Below are 13,990 nucleotides of genomic sequence, written 5' to 3'. Positions count from 1 at the left end.
ACTGCTAAAGCTATTAATATGCGTCCCCTCTGCCTGCTTTCTATCCTGCTCTGCTTCAGCTGCAGCACCATGAAAAGAACGCCCGCCCCTTCTATTGATCTCTATTCGGCAGCACAGGAATGGCCGGTAAAGATCAACGATGGATGGCTATCCGCCAAAACCATCAGCTATGGTAGCTACACCACCTCCTCCCGCCGGAACGGTATCAGCTCCGCTGCCAATATCACCTTCGTAAAAGCCGCAGAAAATGCTTTTAACTTCAACGTGAAGGATAGCACGGAACAAATACTTGTACAGGCTTTAAATACCCCTGCCATAACTTTTTCAGGGCGTTCTCTACCCGAAACACTGGCTAAGCTGCCTGGCAACACACCGCTCTTTTATACGCTTGTTAACGGCATACAACAAGCCCCATTGGTACGCTGGGAACTGATACTTAAAAAACCACATTACCTTGAGCTGAATGAGAATAAACCGGCAGGCGTGCTCCGCTCACCCAAGGAGGATATTGGTATCAACGCCCACAACAGGTTTGGGATAGTGAATTCCTACGAAAAGATATGCTTTGAATTCAGGGAGCACGGCACCCCGGTAGCAGCAGTAATGCCAGGCGCACAACCGAGGGTATGGGTAAGCAAACGCATCACAAAAGAGAAGGAAAAAATACTGGCCGCCGCAATCGGGGCCTTGTTACTTAGAGAGTAGACCGGCTTGTCCCACCATTTCCTGGCGATAAACATCGCATACCTCATCAATGGTTTGCTGCAGCGGCTTAAAGGAGAAGCCGGGCAACATCCGCTGTATCTTTTCATTGTTGTAGTACACCCTCAGCTGGGCCGTACGGGCAGTTTCCTTGGTTACCAGCGGCTTGTTGCCTGAAAAAAGGCCCTTCACTTTTTCCATACGCCACACCAGTTCCGCCAGCCAGGACCTTATTTCGATATGAGGTGGTTTTTTCCCCAGCCGGGCCGCCATTGTACTGAAAAGATCATAATAGCTCCAGTTATCCGCAGAAAGGATGAAGCGGTTCCCTTTGATATCGCTATCCATCAGCAGGCACATGGCCTTTACCACGTCTTCCACGTCTACAAAGCCGTTTATGCCTTTGGTATAGAACGGAAACTCTTTCCAGGCATTCTTTACCAGAGCACCCGAGCCATCATGCCAGAAACCGCTGCCCAGTATAATAGAAGGGTTTACGATGGCCGTTTGCAATCCTTCTGCCTGACCTCTCCATACCTCCATTTCACCCCTGTATTTGCTGATGGCGTATTGGGAATTATTACGGCTTTCCTGCCATTCGCATTCCTCATCCATCACACCTCCGTCTTTTATCCGGCCTAATGCAGCTACAGAACTTACGTGCACCATCTTTTTCACACCTGCGTCCAGCGCCAGGTTCACCACATTAGCTGTACCTTCCACATTGACCAGCATGAGCTCCTGTCGACTGTCGGGACTGAAAGACACCACGGCGGCACAGTGATATACCTGTGTGATTCCCTGCATGGCCTCTTCAAGGCTTATAACGTCCAGTATATCACCCTGCACCCACTGCACCTTGTGCTGTATATCCTGTACCTGGGCGGGGATCTGCTGACGGTATAACGCTCTTACGGGCTTACCGGCATTGACCAGCGCCCTTAATAAATGACTGCCTAAAAAACCTGTTCCGCCGGTAACTAAGATCATGAAATGATGTTCACATGTTAATAGAAGGCCCAAAGATAGATAATTAGGAACGATGAATTACGAATTAGCCGGGCCGGCTTTCTATTCGTAATTATAAAAACCGCTGCCGCTTTTACGCCCCAGGCGCCCTTCCTGTACTCTTGTTATCTGCAGTGTATTGGGGGTGAAACGGGGCGCCTGTTCAAATGCTTCGTAAAGCGACCGGGTAACAGCGAGGTTCACATCATTACCGATAAGATCCATCAGGGCAAAGGGTCCCATACGGAACCCGCTGCTCTCCAGTAAACGGTCTATAGCGGCAAAATCAGCTATCCCTGTCTCTGCAGCCTTCATTGCTTCAAGATAGTAATGCCGGGCCACACGGTTCACGATAAAACCGGGCGAGTCTTTTACACGCACGGGCGTTTTACCCATACGTACCGCCAGTTCGCAGATAAGGTCTGTTGTATCCGCATCAGTGTCTCGGCCCTTTACCACTTCTACCAGCTTCATGAAAGGGGCGGGGTTAAAGAAGTGCATTCCTGCCACCCTTGCCGGGTTGGGAAGTGCTGCTGCTATATCGGAAACAGATAAAGAAGACGTATTGGAGGCAAATATGGTTCCGGCCTGGTTAATGTCCGCCAGTTGCTTGAACAGGGCTGTTTTGGCCGCTATTTTCTCTGCAATGGCCTCTATGATGACTGCTGCAACACAATCCTGCAGCTGTGAGGTAAATTGTATACGAGCCAGGGTACCGGTCATTTCTTCTGCGGTCAGACGCCCTTTGGCAACAGCCGCTTCCAGGTTGCGGGTGATATGCTCCCTGGCTTTATCCAGCATAGGGGCCTGAATATCAAATAATATCGTGTTATACCCGCTGCCCGCGGCTACCTGTGCTATACCGGCGCCCATGGTTCCGGCGCCGCATACAGCAATGGTATGTACCTGGTCGATGGTGATCATATAGCTCCGGTGAACTGTTCCAGGAAGCGCGTATCGTTTTCAGAGAACAGGCGCAGGTCTTTGATCTGGTATTTGAGCATGGTGATACGCTCTATGCCCATACCGAAAGCAAAGCCTGTATATTTTTCAGGGTCAATACCGCAATTTTCCAGCACTTTAGGATGCACCATGCCGCAGCCCAGGATCTCCACCCAGCCGGTATGTTTGCACACGGAGCAGCCTTCTCCTCCGCAGATAATACAGGAAATGTCCATTTCAGCGCTTGGCTCTGTAAACGGGAAGTAGGAAGGGCGGAACCGGATACGGACATCCTCTCCGAAAAGCTCTTTCACGAAGTGATACAATGTTTGTTTCAGATCTGCAAAAGAAACATTCTCGTCAATATACAGTCCTTCCACCTGGTGAAAGAAACAATGCGCACGGGCGCTGATGGTCTCATTGCGGTATACCCGGCCCGGGCATATCACCCGTATGGGGAGCTTACCGGCTTCCATCGTACGTACCTGTACGCTGGAGGTATGTGTGCGCAGGAGCCAGTCAGGATTCTTGCTGATATAGAAAGTATCCTGCATGTCGCGGGCGGGATGGTTCTCCGGCAGGTTCAGCGCGGTGAAATTATGCCAGTCGTCCTCTATCTCAGGGCCTTCGGCCACTGTATAGCCCAGCCGTTCAAATATATGGATGATCTTGTTGCGCACAAGGCTGATGGGATGACGGGTACCCAGCCGGTGTGGCTCTGCAGGCAGGCTGAAATCCACCGCAGCCTGTGTATCGCCGGCCCCGTTCTTCAGCTCCTCGAACTGCGCGTATTTCTCTTCAGCCAGCTGCTTGAAGCTGTTCAGTACCTGCCCGAACTCTTTCTTGCGTTCATTGGGCACCTGCTTCATTTCACCAAACATAGCCTTCACAATACCTTTCGTTCCGAGGAATTTAATACGGTATTGCTCCAGCTCTTCGGCTGTTTTTGGTTCAAAGGCCTGTATCTCCTGTGTATAGGCCGCTATTTGCTGTACGATCTGCTCCATAGGGCAACAAAGATAAGAGAAATAAGAAATGCCAAAAAAATCTTACCTTTTCATACACAAATACCACCTATGACTGTTGCGTTCTACATTGGAGCAATTATCCTGCTCCTGGTGTGTATTGTTACCCTGTATGCGCTGCTGATCAAGTACAAAAAGAAGTACGAGGCAGAAGCAACTGTTTCCTATTTCGCCACTTCTCTTTTCGGACAAAATACCATAGACGATATTCTCTGGGATGTTGCCAAAAACTGTATCCGCCACCTGAATTTTGAGGACTGTGTGATCTACCTGCTGGACAATGAACGCCAGGTGTTGGTGCAAAAAGCGGCTTTCGGCCCCAAAAACCCGGTGCGCTTTGAAATAAAACACCCCATAGAGATTCCCCTTGGCAAGGGTATTAGCGGTACCGTAGCTATTAGCGGCAAGCCTGAAATAGTGAATAACACCAGCGGCGACGAACGCTATATACTCGACGACCAGCGCAGGCTTTCTGAAATAGCTGTTCCTATCATTTATGAGAACAAAGTAATAGGCGTAATAGACTCCGAGCATCATCGTAAATGTTTCTATACAGCAGCCCACCTGCAGATGCTGGAAAAAATAGCAGCTATCTGCGGGGCAAAGATCGGCAAAACGCTGACAGAAGAGCGGGCCCGCCGCCAGGAGGCAGAAGTGCAATACCTGCAGCGACAGCTGGCAGAGTTCCGCCTGGTAACGCTCAAATCACAGATGAACCCCCACTTCCTCTTTAACTGCCTGAACGGAATTTATAACTGTATTGTTACCGGCGAAATGGACAAGGCCCAGGAATACATCACCAGCTTTGCACGCCTGCTTCGCATGGTGCTGATCCATGCTGAAAAGAACTTTATCTCCCTCCGCGACGAGATGGACCTGCTGCAATACTATCTCAAGATCGAATCCCTGCGCACAGATCACGCCTTTGTTTACGCCATGGAGATCGATGAGCACATAGATCCCCGCGAATATTATGTACCGGGTATGCTCATTCAGCCATTCCTGGAAAATGCCATCTGGCATGGACTCATGAACAAGACCGGTGAACGGCAGCTGCACATCAGCTGGCGCTACCTTAAGGAACATGTATTGCTTTGCGAGATCGTTGATAATGGCATTGGCCGTAGTGAAGCGGCCCGCCGCCATAAAGACGGGCTTAAAACCGGCCCTTATCAGTCAAAAGGCATGCAGTTGTGCCAGGAAAGGGTAGAGCTATACAAATCGCTGTTCAATACCCGCTTCAGCGTGCAGGTGGTAGACCTGGTGGATGAAGATGATCAGCCGGCAGGCACCAAAGTGAATATCGCATTTGAAACAGATCCCGATGCCATGATGGCGGAGGTATGCTAAAGGATGAGCTTATAGCCCACTCCCCGTATGTTCACGATCTGTACCCGGGGGTCTTCTTTCAGGTAACGGCGTATTTTGGTAATGAACACATCCATACTGCGGGCATTAAAGAAACTATCATCTCCCCAAAGATCCAGCAGTACAGCCTTACGTTCCATCACCTGGTTCTTGTTATCATATAACCTGCGCAAGATCTCCGCTTCCCGGTGGGAGAGGAAAGCCGTGTTATTATTGCGGGTAAGGGTTTGCTTGATATAGTTAAATGCATACTGCCCTATCAATACCACATCTTCATTATCGGGGCCGGGCGGTGGCGCCGGCTGTTCGCTGCTGCGTTTCAGCAATGCCTTGATCCGCACGATCAGCTCGTCCATGCTGAACGGCTTCTTCAGGTAGTCATTACCGCCCATTTCAAAGCCTTTGACGACATCGGCCGTCTGCGATTTGGCAGTCAGGAAGATAATAGGTGTTACCTTGTCCTGTTTGCGGATCTCGGTAGTAACAGTAAAACCGTCCATATTAGGCATCATGATGTCCAGCACCACTACATCGGGGCGGGCCTGCTGGTAGAGGCGCAGGCCTTCCTTGCCGTCTGCTGCATACAGCATGTCAAAGCCGCGCATTTCCAGGCTGTCTTTTACGATCTGGCCCAGTTGCTGTTCATCTTCTATAAGTAATATTCTTGCCATAAAAACAATAACTAAACTGGTAATTGGATCACAAATTCGCTGCCTCTTTCAGGTTCACTATGTACGCGAACAGCCCCGTTATGCATATCCACGATCTTCTTCACATAGCTTAATCCCAGGCCAAATCCTTTCACGTTATGCAAGTTGCCGGTAGGCACCCGGAAAAATTTGTCGAAAATACTTTCCTGGTACAAGCGCGGTATACCGATGCCGTTATCTTTCACCCTGATGGTGAGCAGCCCGTTTTCTTTGATACACTGTATATGCACCAACGGCTGATCTCCGGAGTATTTGATCGCATTATCCACCAGGTTGCTGACAGCATTGGCCAGATGTGTTTTATCCACAAACGCCAGGGGGTGATCCAGGTGATTATCATAACGGAACTGCACAGGTTTCCCTGCCTTCAGCTGCTGGTTGGTAATGATGTTGTCTATCAGTTCGTTCAGGTCGGTTTCTTCCCTGAAGAGCTCTATTTCTTCTTTCTCTTCTGCTGAGATCTGCAGCACTTTCTCCACCAGTTCAGACAATCGCTGCAGCTCCTGCTTGGAGATATCCAGGTAGCTCCTGGTCTTCCGCTGATCGCTCAGCGCATTGAAGTTCTGCATGGCTTCAACCGCCGCATATACTGTAGCGATGGGCGTTTTAAGCTCATGGGTCATATTGTTGATGAAATCATTCTTAACGTCCGACAGCCGCTTCTGCTTCAATATCGTACGCAGCATGTAAATGAAGCAAATGGTGGTGAGTATCAGCAAAGCCAGGGAGCTTACCAGCGTCCACATCATCTTCATGATGATATATTGCATGGGGGAAGCGAAAGAGGCCTGCACAAACAGGTTGCTGGCAGGGTTAAACGGCATCTTGGTGGTTTTCTGCGGCTCCTTGCGGCGCATACTGTCGCGGAAGCTTTCCCGCGCAAAATTGTTGAAATCTACATGGAAGGTATCCATACGGTAGGGCGTCACTATCTGCCGGCTGTGCAGCTCCGCAGTAAAGGTAGAGTCCAGCCCCTTCAGGTTAACGCTATCTCCATACAGATTATTCAGCATAATAAGGTCCGATATCTGCCGGGCCAGGGTATCGGCAAAGGTACGTGATGGCGTGGTGTTTACGAGTATGCGTATATGCCGCTCACGGTTCATAATAGAATCCATAATGGCCCTGGCCGTATCCCGTTTGTCTACCGGAATACCCGTTTGTTCCATCTGCATGAACATTCCTTTCACCGGCTGTGCAGAGGAGTCTTTAGTATAGTAGTGGAGAAACTGCCGTATATCTGAATACTGGTTATTGAACAGGGCCGTGCGCAGGGCGCCATTAATGTCCCGGTTAAACTGGTCAAACTGGACCTCGTATGAGTTATACAGCCAATATCCCTGGAACAAGTAAATGCCCAGGATACAAGTGCACATCAGGATAAGTATGATTCGTATGCGCTTACGCATGAGGTTATACGGCTTATTAAGCTCCGGGGGTTTAAAACCCTTGCGGGTTTGGACCGGTGCATACAAAACTATTGTTTTCCCCCCGTCCCTGGTTTCTTTTCTTAACAATAATTAACAGTAAATAAGGATGCTTAACGGTTTAATGTGTAACCCGCACGCAATTGAACTGCTGCAAGCCGGTGGCAGCCTGCTGATAGATTCGATTTTACTTCTTAACTTACAGCGCCGGTGTCCATTGCTGTGTAGACACTATACAGGACCATTAGAGCAACTAACTATTTTCTGATGAAACAACTTTTGCTCATCCTGGCTTTTGTTACCCTGTGGGCTCACTATACCTGGGCACAGGCAAAACAGGGACAGGTAAAAGGCCTTCTTACCGATAAAAGCACGAACCAGGCGCTGGCAGATGCCAGTGTGGCCTTGTTATATGCCAGGGATTCTTCCATAGCGGCTTCTGCTTTCACTGATAAAAAAGGTGCTTTTAACCTGGCAGGCCTGCCGGCTGGCGACTATAAGTTGTATATCTCTTTCCTGGGCTATCAGTCCTCCTTACAATCGGTATCCATCTCCACTGAACACAGCGTTGTGAACCTCGGCGCCATTCCTTTGCAAAAAACGGGCGTTACCCTGGGAGAAGTGGAAATAACGGAGATCAAACCTCCTATCAGGATCAAAAAAGACACCCTTGAATTCAATGCGGGCTCCTTCAAAACGCGCGAAAATGCCATGGTGGAAGAGCTCCTGAAAAAGCTTCCCGGTGTGGAAGTGGACAAAGATGGCACCATCAAAGCGCAGGGTGAAACCATAAAGAAGATCCTGGTAGACGGTAAACCCTTCTTCGGAAATGATACCAAGCTTACTACCAGGAACCTGCCCGCAGATATAGTAGACAAAATACAGCTCATCGATAAAAAATCAGACCAGGCCCAGTTCACTGGCATCAACGACGGCGAGACAGAAAAAGCCATCAATATCACTATCAAGAAAGATCGAAAGAAAGGACTCTTCGGACAGGCTTCTGCGGGCTACGGCTCCGATGAACGCTTCGCCGCAAACGCCAGTCTCAACCGCTTTCGTGAAGGACAACAGCTTTCGTTACTGGCCAGCGGCAATAACGTGAACAATCTCGGTTACACAGATCTCAATGCATTGCAGTTTGGCGGGAGAGGAACGGCCAGGGGGATGCGGGTGGCCATGAACAACGCCGGTGGTAACGGCGGCAATGGTATCTCCCGCAACTGGACAGGTGGTATAAACTACAGCCAGGACCTTAATAAAAAGCTGAAGATCAGCGGCAGCTACTACTATAATGATTCCCGCACAGAGAACCAGCGTATCAGCGCCCGACAGAACCTGCTGCCCGACACTACGTACTACTACAACACCAATGCGCGGTCGCTCAGTAACAACGCCAACCATAATTTTAACATGCGCGTGGAGTATGAGATAGACAGCATGCAATCCCTGATTGTGTCACCCAACTTTAACTACAGCACTAACAGCGGCTACCAGGAAAATCTTTATGAATCGCTGGGCGGCAAACGCCAGCTGGTTAACCGCGGCACCACACAGAATGTTTCCAGCGGTACCGCACCCAACTTCATGACAGATGTGCTGTTCCGTAAAAAATTCCATAAACCGGGTCGTACATTCACGGCTAACTTCAATGTTGGTTATAACAACAGCGACCAGGAGAATTTTAATCGCTCCAACAACTATTTCGTACAGCCTAACGGTGAGAGCTATACTGACAGTATAGACCAGCGCAATGATATTACTAACCGTGGCTTTAATGCCGGCCTGCGCCTCATCTATACCGAGCCGATATTTAACGACAGATTTCTCGAGTTCACTTATGCATGGAATCACAATTTTACGGCTTCAGAGAAGTTTACTTATGATTATAACATCTCCAAAAACGCATATGACCGCCTGAACGACAGTCTTAGTAATTCTTTTGAAAACACTTTTTCCACCCATCAGGCAGGTATCAGTATACGCACGCAAAAGAAAGTGTACGACTATAGCGCTGGGCTGAACATACAGTTCAGCAACCTGGATAATGACAACATCAGCCTGCATAACCACCTGCAGCAACGCACGGTCAATTTCTTTCCGTCTGCCTCTTTTAACTATTCCTTCGGCAACAACCGCCGGCTGCGCTTCTTTTACCGCGGAGGCACCCAGCAGCCCAGTGTCTCCCAGCTGCAACCCGTGCCGGATAACAGCAATCCGCTTTACGTACAGCTGGGTAATCCTGATCTTAAACCGTCTTTCAACAATAACTTCAGTGTAGGATATAATACTTTCGATCCCGCTACCATGCGAGGCCTGTTTGCCAATGTAAGCGCAGCATTTACCAGTAATAAGATCATTAATGCCAACTCCTTTGACTCGCTGGGCCGGCAGGTAAGCCAGCCCGTGAATGTGAACGGCTCCTACAACCTGAACGGGAACCTGGTGAACACTTTCCCCATCAAAAAAGAACATACTTCCATCAATGCCACTACCAACTTTAACATGAACCGTGATATCAGCTTCACTAACGGCACCAAAGGAAGCACCAGGAACTTTACCGTTACGCAGGGCCTGAGTTTCAACTATGTGTATAAGGAGCTGTTCGACTTTGCCACTGCCGCCGGCGCCAGTTATAACGGGGCCCGCTATTCCGTGCAGCAGAACAATAACACCAACTACTTCAACTACTCATTTTCCTTTGACTTCAACGTTAACCTGCCCCTGGGATTTATTGTTGGGGTTGACCTCGACTATATGCTCAACACCGGCCTTGCTGCCGGCTATAACCAGGACGTAACCATGCTGAATGCATTTATATCCAAAAGCGTATTCAGGAACAACCAGGGCCTTATAAAACTGCAGGGCTTTGACCTGCTTAATCAGAACGTAAGCATCAGCCGTAATGTGGGAGAGAACTTTATTGAAGATGTGCAAACGCGGGCATTGCAGCGCTTTTGTTTGCTAAGCTTTTCTTATTTCCTGAACAGGTTCGGCGGCAATAATAATGGGGCTGCCAAAAATGTACGTCCAAAGAACGTTGCGCCTATGCCTGCCAGAAGTATCCGTATAAGGGGCTAGGGGAAACCCCTTAAAACTTGAAAGGTTGAAAGATGACAAAGGTGGATGCATGCCTATGCATTAGTTTCCGGGACATCCAGCTTTGAGACCTTACAACCTTGTATCTTTTCAGATATGGAGCAAGTGTTGACACTTACCCCAATCTGTTCATATTTTCTGCTCCTGCACTTTTACTTTCTCTTGTACTTTCCAGGTCTGCGTAATACGCTGCAATACCCAGGAAAGGGTAAAAGTGGGGATAAAATCCAGGCCCGGGAACAGCTCTTCCATGAAATTGAACAAGCTACCAAAGGTACCTAGCGTACCGCCGAACATCCGGTAAAAAATAATGGCCGAAAGTGGCGCCCAGATCACATCTGAAACCTCACCTAACATCGGAACAGCGTAGCTTGCACAACCCAATAGATCCATTAACACGCAGACCCATAAACTTGGAGTATACTTTTTTTCCATTTTCAACCTCCTCGCTTCTTAATTTTTAAATAGATCAAGAACTAATTATAAAAGCAAATAACCTATCAAAATGTTACAACCTCTCTTATGCATAAAAAGTGCCAAACTTTATCCGTAATTTAAAACCCGCCACTGCAGCGGGTTTTCCTTTTATTTGTATATACGTAAAATTAGAAAAAATAGTTGTGCAGAATGTACTGAAAAGCTAAAATGCGTAATTCCCGCAGCAGCCGCTGAACAGGGCCTAATTGCTATTTCGTGATTTTTACTCTATATTTCCTTGATAATAAACCACATTACCAAATGTCCAATAAAAATTCGCGCCGCGATATGATCAAAAAAGCCGCCGCCCTGGCCTTTGCCTCCTCCACCTTATCCTCTCTTACTAACCGGGTGATGGCTCACGAGGAAGCCGTGGATGAAAAACTGAAAGGCAATATCAACCACTCGGTGTGCGCCTGGTGCTATAATGATATTCCGCTGGAAGATCTTTGCAAGGCAGCCAATAAGATCGGTCTTCAGTCCATCGACCTCTTGGATCCGAAAGATTTCGCTACCGCTAAAAAATATGACCTCACCTGCGCCATGGTAGCTTCCATCAATAAAGACTGGGGCATCACCAAAGGCTGGAACCGCGTTGAGCATCACGACCGCCTGGTAGAGTATTACCAACACCTGATAGATGAGACCTCAAAAGCAGGTTTCCCTCACCTCATCTGTTTTTCAGGCAATCGCGAAGGCCTGGCTGATGAATTAGGCCTGAAAAACTGCGCCCAGGGGTTGCAACGTATTATGAGCTACGCAGAGAAGAAAAACGTCACCATCGTAATGGAATTGCTCAATAGCAAAGTGAATCATCATGATTATCAATGTGATCATACTGCCTGGGGTGTCGAACTTTGCAAAGCTATCGGGTCTGAGCGCTTTAAGCTGTTGTACGATATCTATCATATGCAGATCATGGAGGGCGACGTTATCCGCACTATCCAGGAAAACCACCCTTACTTTGCCCACTACCATACCGGCGGTGTGCCCGGCCGTAATGAAATAGATGAAACACAGGAACTCTACTACCCGGCCATCATGAAAGCGATCCACGAAACCGGCTTTAAGGGCTTTGTAGCACAGGAGTTTGTGCCTAAACGCAGCGATAAACTGGCCTCGCTGAAACAGGGTGTGGAGATCTGCGACATTTAATCGCTTTTTCCCTACCTTTGCGCCCATTAGTCTACTGGACTAATAGGATAAATACGCTGATATGCCACAATACTTCAGAAAGCCGCTAGGCTGGTTATTAAAGGAATCTGCCCAGGAAGGCACCCATACCTTAAAACGCACGCTTAGCGCTTTCCAGCTGGTTACGCTGGGGATAGGCGGTATTATTGGCGCGGGGCTGTTTTCTCTCAGCGGACTGGCCGCCGCCAACCACGCCGGCCCCGCTGTAACCCTATCTTTTGTGGTGGCAGCCATCGGTTGTGCTTTTTCCGGCCTCTGTTATGCAGAATTTTCCTCCATGATCCCGGTAGCGGGTAGCGCTTACACCTATGCCTACACTACCATGGGCGAAATGATTGCCTGGATCATCGGCTGGGACCTGGTGCTGGAGTTCTCGGTAGGCGCGGCCACCGTAGCTATCAGCTGGTCCAACTATCTTGTAAAGTTCCTCAGCACATACGGTATTTATTTGCCGCCGCAACTGGTCCATTCCCCTTTTGAAACAGCAAAACTGGCCAACGGAACGGAGGTGCACGGCATCCTCAACCTGCCTGCGGCCCTGGTAGTACTGGCTATGTCGCTGATATTGATACGGGGCACCAAAGGATCTGCGCTCTGGAATACTTTTGTGGTAACGCTGAAAGTAGGTGTGGTGGTTTTATTTATCGCCCTCGGCTGGCGGTTCATACAACCGGCCAACCTCTCACCCTACATACCCGCTAATACCGGCATATTCGGAGAATTTGGCTGGTCTGGCATCCTGCGTGGGGCAGGCGTAGTGTTCTTCGTGTACCTGGGCTTTGACATCATTGCGGCCGCGGCCCAGGAAACCAGGAACCCCAGGCGCAATATGCCAATTGGTATCCTGGGTTCATTAGTGATCTGCACTGTGCTGTTCATCCTTTTTGCACATGTAATGACAGGGCTGGCGCCTTATACGGAGTTCAAAGGCAACGCGGCGCCTGTAGCAGTAGCAATAGAACATACGCCCTATGTCTGGCTTGGACAGGCTATTATCATCGCTATATTGATCGGTTATACTTCCGTGATCCTGGTAGACCTGCTGGGGCAAACACGCGTTTTCTTCGCCATGTCTAAAGACGGCTTGCTGCCAAAGGTTTTTTCAGATATACATCCCCGTTTCCAGACACCCTGGAAGTCAAACATACTTTTCTGCATTTTTGTGGGATTATTTGCCGCCTTTGTGCCTATCAGGGTGGTAGGTGAGATGACGAGCATCGGCACCCTGCTGGCCTTCGTGATCGTGTGCGCTGGTATATGGATCATGCGCTATACGATGCCGGATGCGCCAAGGGCCTTCAAAACTCCCTGGGTGCCCTTCGTTCCGATCATGGGTATTATCACCTGCGTGGGAATGATGCTGTTCCTGCCCGGAGATACCTGGATAAGGTTGATCGTATGGATGGCTATTGGGATGATCATCTATTTCTGCTACGGCAAAAAACATAGCCGGGTGCGCCGGGAGCTTACAGGCAACAGCTAATACTTCCAGTCCTCCCTTAATATGCCCATTACTACCATGTCCACATACTGGCCATGTAATTTGGCGCTGTGCCGCAGTATGCCTTCCTTGGTAAACCCAAGCTTGATCGGTATCTGGCCGCTCCGTTCATTCTGCAGCACAAACCGGATCTCAATCTTGTTCAGCCGCAGCTTTTTGAAGGCAAAAGAAATAAGGGCTTTACAACAGGCGGTTGCAATGCCTTTACGCTGAAAAGCCTCGCTTACCCAATAACCTATTTCGGCCTTTTGCAGTAAATGATCCCATCCGTGCAGGTCCATCACCCCGCACAGCTCTTCCTGGTACCACATGCCAAGGGCCATGGCTTCCTGTTCATCAGCCTTGCGGAGCATCAATTGTATAAAGCGGAGGGAATGCTCTTCATTGGTATTATAATCCACCCAAGGCAGAAATTTGCGCAGGCTTTTACGGGAAAGATCAATTTGACGGTACAACGAAGCCGCATCACCTGGTTGCAATTGCCGCATGGTTATCTTGTCATTAACTCGAAGTTCCAGCATAACAGGTTTAAAAATA

Annotated in this window: 12 protein-coding genes; 5 read left to right on the top strand and 7 right to left on the bottom strand. The window is 48.9% G+C overall.

The window, feature by feature from the left end:
- Nucleotides 1–18 precede the first annotated feature (18 nt).
- Nucleotides 19–705: a hypothetical protein gene (locus tag ACR9Y8_RS17875; RefSeq protein WP_481214609.1), complete on the top strand. Its 687-nt coding sequence runs from the start codon at nucleotides 19–21 to the stop codon at nucleotides 703–705.
- On the opposite strand, the gene ACR9Y8_RS17870 is transcribed toward ACR9Y8_RS17875, so the two are convergent.
- The 3 genes from ACR9Y8_RS17870 to pheS form a co-directional block, all read right to left on the bottom strand.
- A complete protein-coding gene (locus ACR9Y8_RS17870) occupies nucleotides 691–1,692 on the bottom strand; it encodes an NAD-dependent epimerase/dehydratase family protein (RefSeq protein WP_481214608.1) in 1,002 nt (333 codons plus the stop codon). The two genes, ACR9Y8_RS17875 and ACR9Y8_RS17870, sit on opposite strands and share 15 nt — an antisense overlap.
- A gap of 81 nt (nucleotides 1,693–1,773) precedes the next feature.
- The gene (locus ACR9Y8_RS17865) at nucleotides 1,774–2,634 is read right to left on the bottom strand and encodes a 3-hydroxyacyl-CoA dehydrogenase NAD-binding domain-containing protein (RefSeq protein ID WP_481214607.1); all 861 of its coding nucleotides are present in this window, start codon (nucleotides 2,632–2,634) and stop codon (nucleotides 1,774–1,776) included.
- Nucleotides 2,631–3,659, bottom strand: a complete 1,029-nt coding sequence (pheS, locus tag ACR9Y8_RS17860) for a phenylalanine--tRNA ligase subunit alpha (RefSeq protein WP_481214606.1) — start codon at nucleotides 3,657–3,659, stop codon at nucleotides 2,631–2,633. The genes ACR9Y8_RS17865 and pheS overlap by 4 nt, the downstream gene beginning before the upstream one ends.
- Nucleotides 3,660–3,728: 69 nt before the next feature.
- On the opposite strand from pheS, the gene ACR9Y8_RS17855 reads away from it, so the two are divergent.
- Nucleotides 3,729–5,027 carry a histidine kinase gene (locus tag ACR9Y8_RS17855; RefSeq protein WP_481214605.1) on the top strand — a complete coding sequence of 433 codons (1,299 nt, stop codon included), beginning with the start codon at nucleotides 3,729–3,731 and terminating at the stop codon, nucleotides 5,025–5,027.
- On the opposite strand, the gene ACR9Y8_RS17850 is transcribed toward ACR9Y8_RS17855, so the two are convergent.
- Both ACR9Y8_RS17850 and ACR9Y8_RS17845 read right to left on the bottom strand, forming a co-directional pair.
- On the bottom strand, nucleotides 5,024–5,716 hold the full coding sequence (locus ACR9Y8_RS17850; RefSeq protein ID WP_481214604.1) for a response regulator transcription factor: 693 nt from the start codon (nucleotides 5,714–5,716) through the stop codon (nucleotides 5,024–5,026). The two genes, ACR9Y8_RS17855 and ACR9Y8_RS17850, sit on opposite strands and share 4 nt — an antisense overlap.
- Before the next feature lie 11 nt (nucleotides 5,717–5,727).
- The gene (locus tag ACR9Y8_RS17845; protein ID WP_481214603.1) at nucleotides 5,728–7,131 is read right to left on the bottom strand and encodes a sensor histidine kinase; all 1,404 of its coding nucleotides are present in this window, start codon (nucleotides 7,129–7,131) and stop codon (nucleotides 5,728–5,730) included.
- A gap of 318 nt (nucleotides 7,132–7,449) precedes the next feature.
- Between ACR9Y8_RS17845 and ACR9Y8_RS17840 the strand changes: the two genes are divergently transcribed.
- Nucleotides 7,450–10,263, top strand: a complete 2,814-nt coding sequence (locus tag ACR9Y8_RS17840) for a TonB-dependent receptor domain-containing protein (protein WP_481214602.1) — start codon at nucleotides 7,450–7,452, stop codon at nucleotides 10,261–10,263.
- Between the two features lie 147 nt (nucleotides 10,264–10,410).
- On the opposite strand, the gene ACR9Y8_RS17835 is transcribed toward ACR9Y8_RS17840, so the two are convergent.
- Complete coding sequence (locus ACR9Y8_RS17835) at nucleotides 10,411–10,638, bottom strand: hypothetical protein (RefSeq protein ID WP_481214601.1); 228 nt, start codon at nucleotides 10,636–10,638, stop codon at nucleotides 10,411–10,413.
- A 381-nt stretch (nucleotides 10,639–11,019) separates the two neighbouring features.
- On the opposite strand from ACR9Y8_RS17835, the gene ACR9Y8_RS17830 reads away from it, so the two are divergent.
- The gene (locus tag ACR9Y8_RS17830) at nucleotides 11,020–11,913 is read left to right on the top strand and encodes a hydroxypyruvate isomerase family protein (RefSeq protein ID WP_481214600.1); all 894 of its coding nucleotides are present in this window, start codon (nucleotides 11,020–11,022) and stop codon (nucleotides 11,911–11,913) included.
- Between the two features lie 61 nt (nucleotides 11,914–11,974).
- Nucleotides 11,975–13,435: an amino acid permease gene (locus ACR9Y8_RS17825; RefSeq protein ID WP_481214599.1), complete on the top strand. Its 1,461-nt coding sequence runs from the start codon at nucleotides 11,975–11,977 to the stop codon at nucleotides 13,433–13,435.
- On the opposite strand, the gene ACR9Y8_RS17820 is transcribed toward ACR9Y8_RS17825, so the two are convergent.
- The gene (locus ACR9Y8_RS17820) at nucleotides 13,432–13,974 is read right to left on the bottom strand and encodes a GNAT family N-acetyltransferase (RefSeq protein ID WP_481214598.1); all 543 of its coding nucleotides are present in this window, start codon (nucleotides 13,972–13,974) and stop codon (nucleotides 13,432–13,434) included. The two genes, ACR9Y8_RS17825 and ACR9Y8_RS17820, sit on opposite strands and share 4 nt — an antisense overlap.
- Nucleotides 13,975–13,990 lie beyond the last annotated feature (16 nt).

The sequence above is a fragment of the Chitinophaga sp. SVR4-12A genome, assembly GCF_056754765.1.
The sequence above is the reverse complement of the archived record's forward strand: the minus strand, read 5'-3'. Positions and strand labels throughout refer to the sequence as shown.

Excerpts from the sequence above, each read along its gene's own strand:
- ACR9Y8_RS17845 (WP_481214603.1), bottom strand. The coding sequence starts at position 7,131 with ATGTGCACTTGTATCCTGGGCATTTACTTGTTCCAGGGATATTGGCTG.
- ACR9Y8_RS17875 (WP_481214609.1), top strand. The coding sequence starts at position 19 with ATGCGTCCCCTCTGCCTGCTTTCTATCCTGCTCTGCTTCAGCTGCAGC.
- pheS (WP_481214606.1), bottom strand. The coding sequence starts at position 3,659 with ATGGAGCAGATCGTACAGCAAATAGCGGCCTATACACAGGAGATACAG.
- ACR9Y8_RS17820 (WP_481214598.1), bottom strand. The coding sequence starts at position 13,974 with ATGCTGGAACTTCGAGTTAATGACAAGATAACCATGCGGCAATTGCAA.
- ACR9Y8_RS17835 (WP_481214601.1), bottom strand. The coding sequence starts at position 10,638 with ATGTTAGGTGAGGTTTCAGATGTGATCTGGGCGCCACTTTCGGCCATT.
- ACR9Y8_RS17840 (WP_481214602.1), top strand. The coding sequence starts at position 7,450 with ATGAAACAACTTTTGCTCATCCTGGCTTTTGTTACCCTGTGGGCTCAC.
- ACR9Y8_RS17855 (WP_481214605.1), top strand. The coding sequence starts at position 3,729 with ATGACTGTTGCGTTCTACATTGGAGCAATTATCCTGCTCCTGGTGTGT.
- ACR9Y8_RS17825 (WP_481214599.1), top strand. The coding sequence starts at position 11,975 with ATGCCACAATACTTCAGAAAGCCGCTAGGCTGGTTATTAAAGGAATCT.
- ACR9Y8_RS17870 (WP_481214608.1), bottom strand. The coding sequence starts at position 1,692 with ATGATCTTAGTTACCGGCGGAACAGGTTTTTTAGGCAGTCATTTATTA.
- ACR9Y8_RS17865 (WP_481214607.1), bottom strand. The coding sequence starts at position 2,634 with ATGATCACCATCGACCAGGTACATACCATTGCTGTATGCGGCGCCGGA.
- ACR9Y8_RS17850 (WP_481214604.1), bottom strand. The coding sequence starts at position 5,716 with ATGGCAAGAATATTACTTATAGAAGATGAACAGCAACTGGGCCAGATC.
- ACR9Y8_RS17830 (WP_481214600.1), top strand. The coding sequence starts at position 11,020 with ATGTCCAATAAAAATTCGCGCCGCGATATGATCAAAAAAGCCGCCGCC.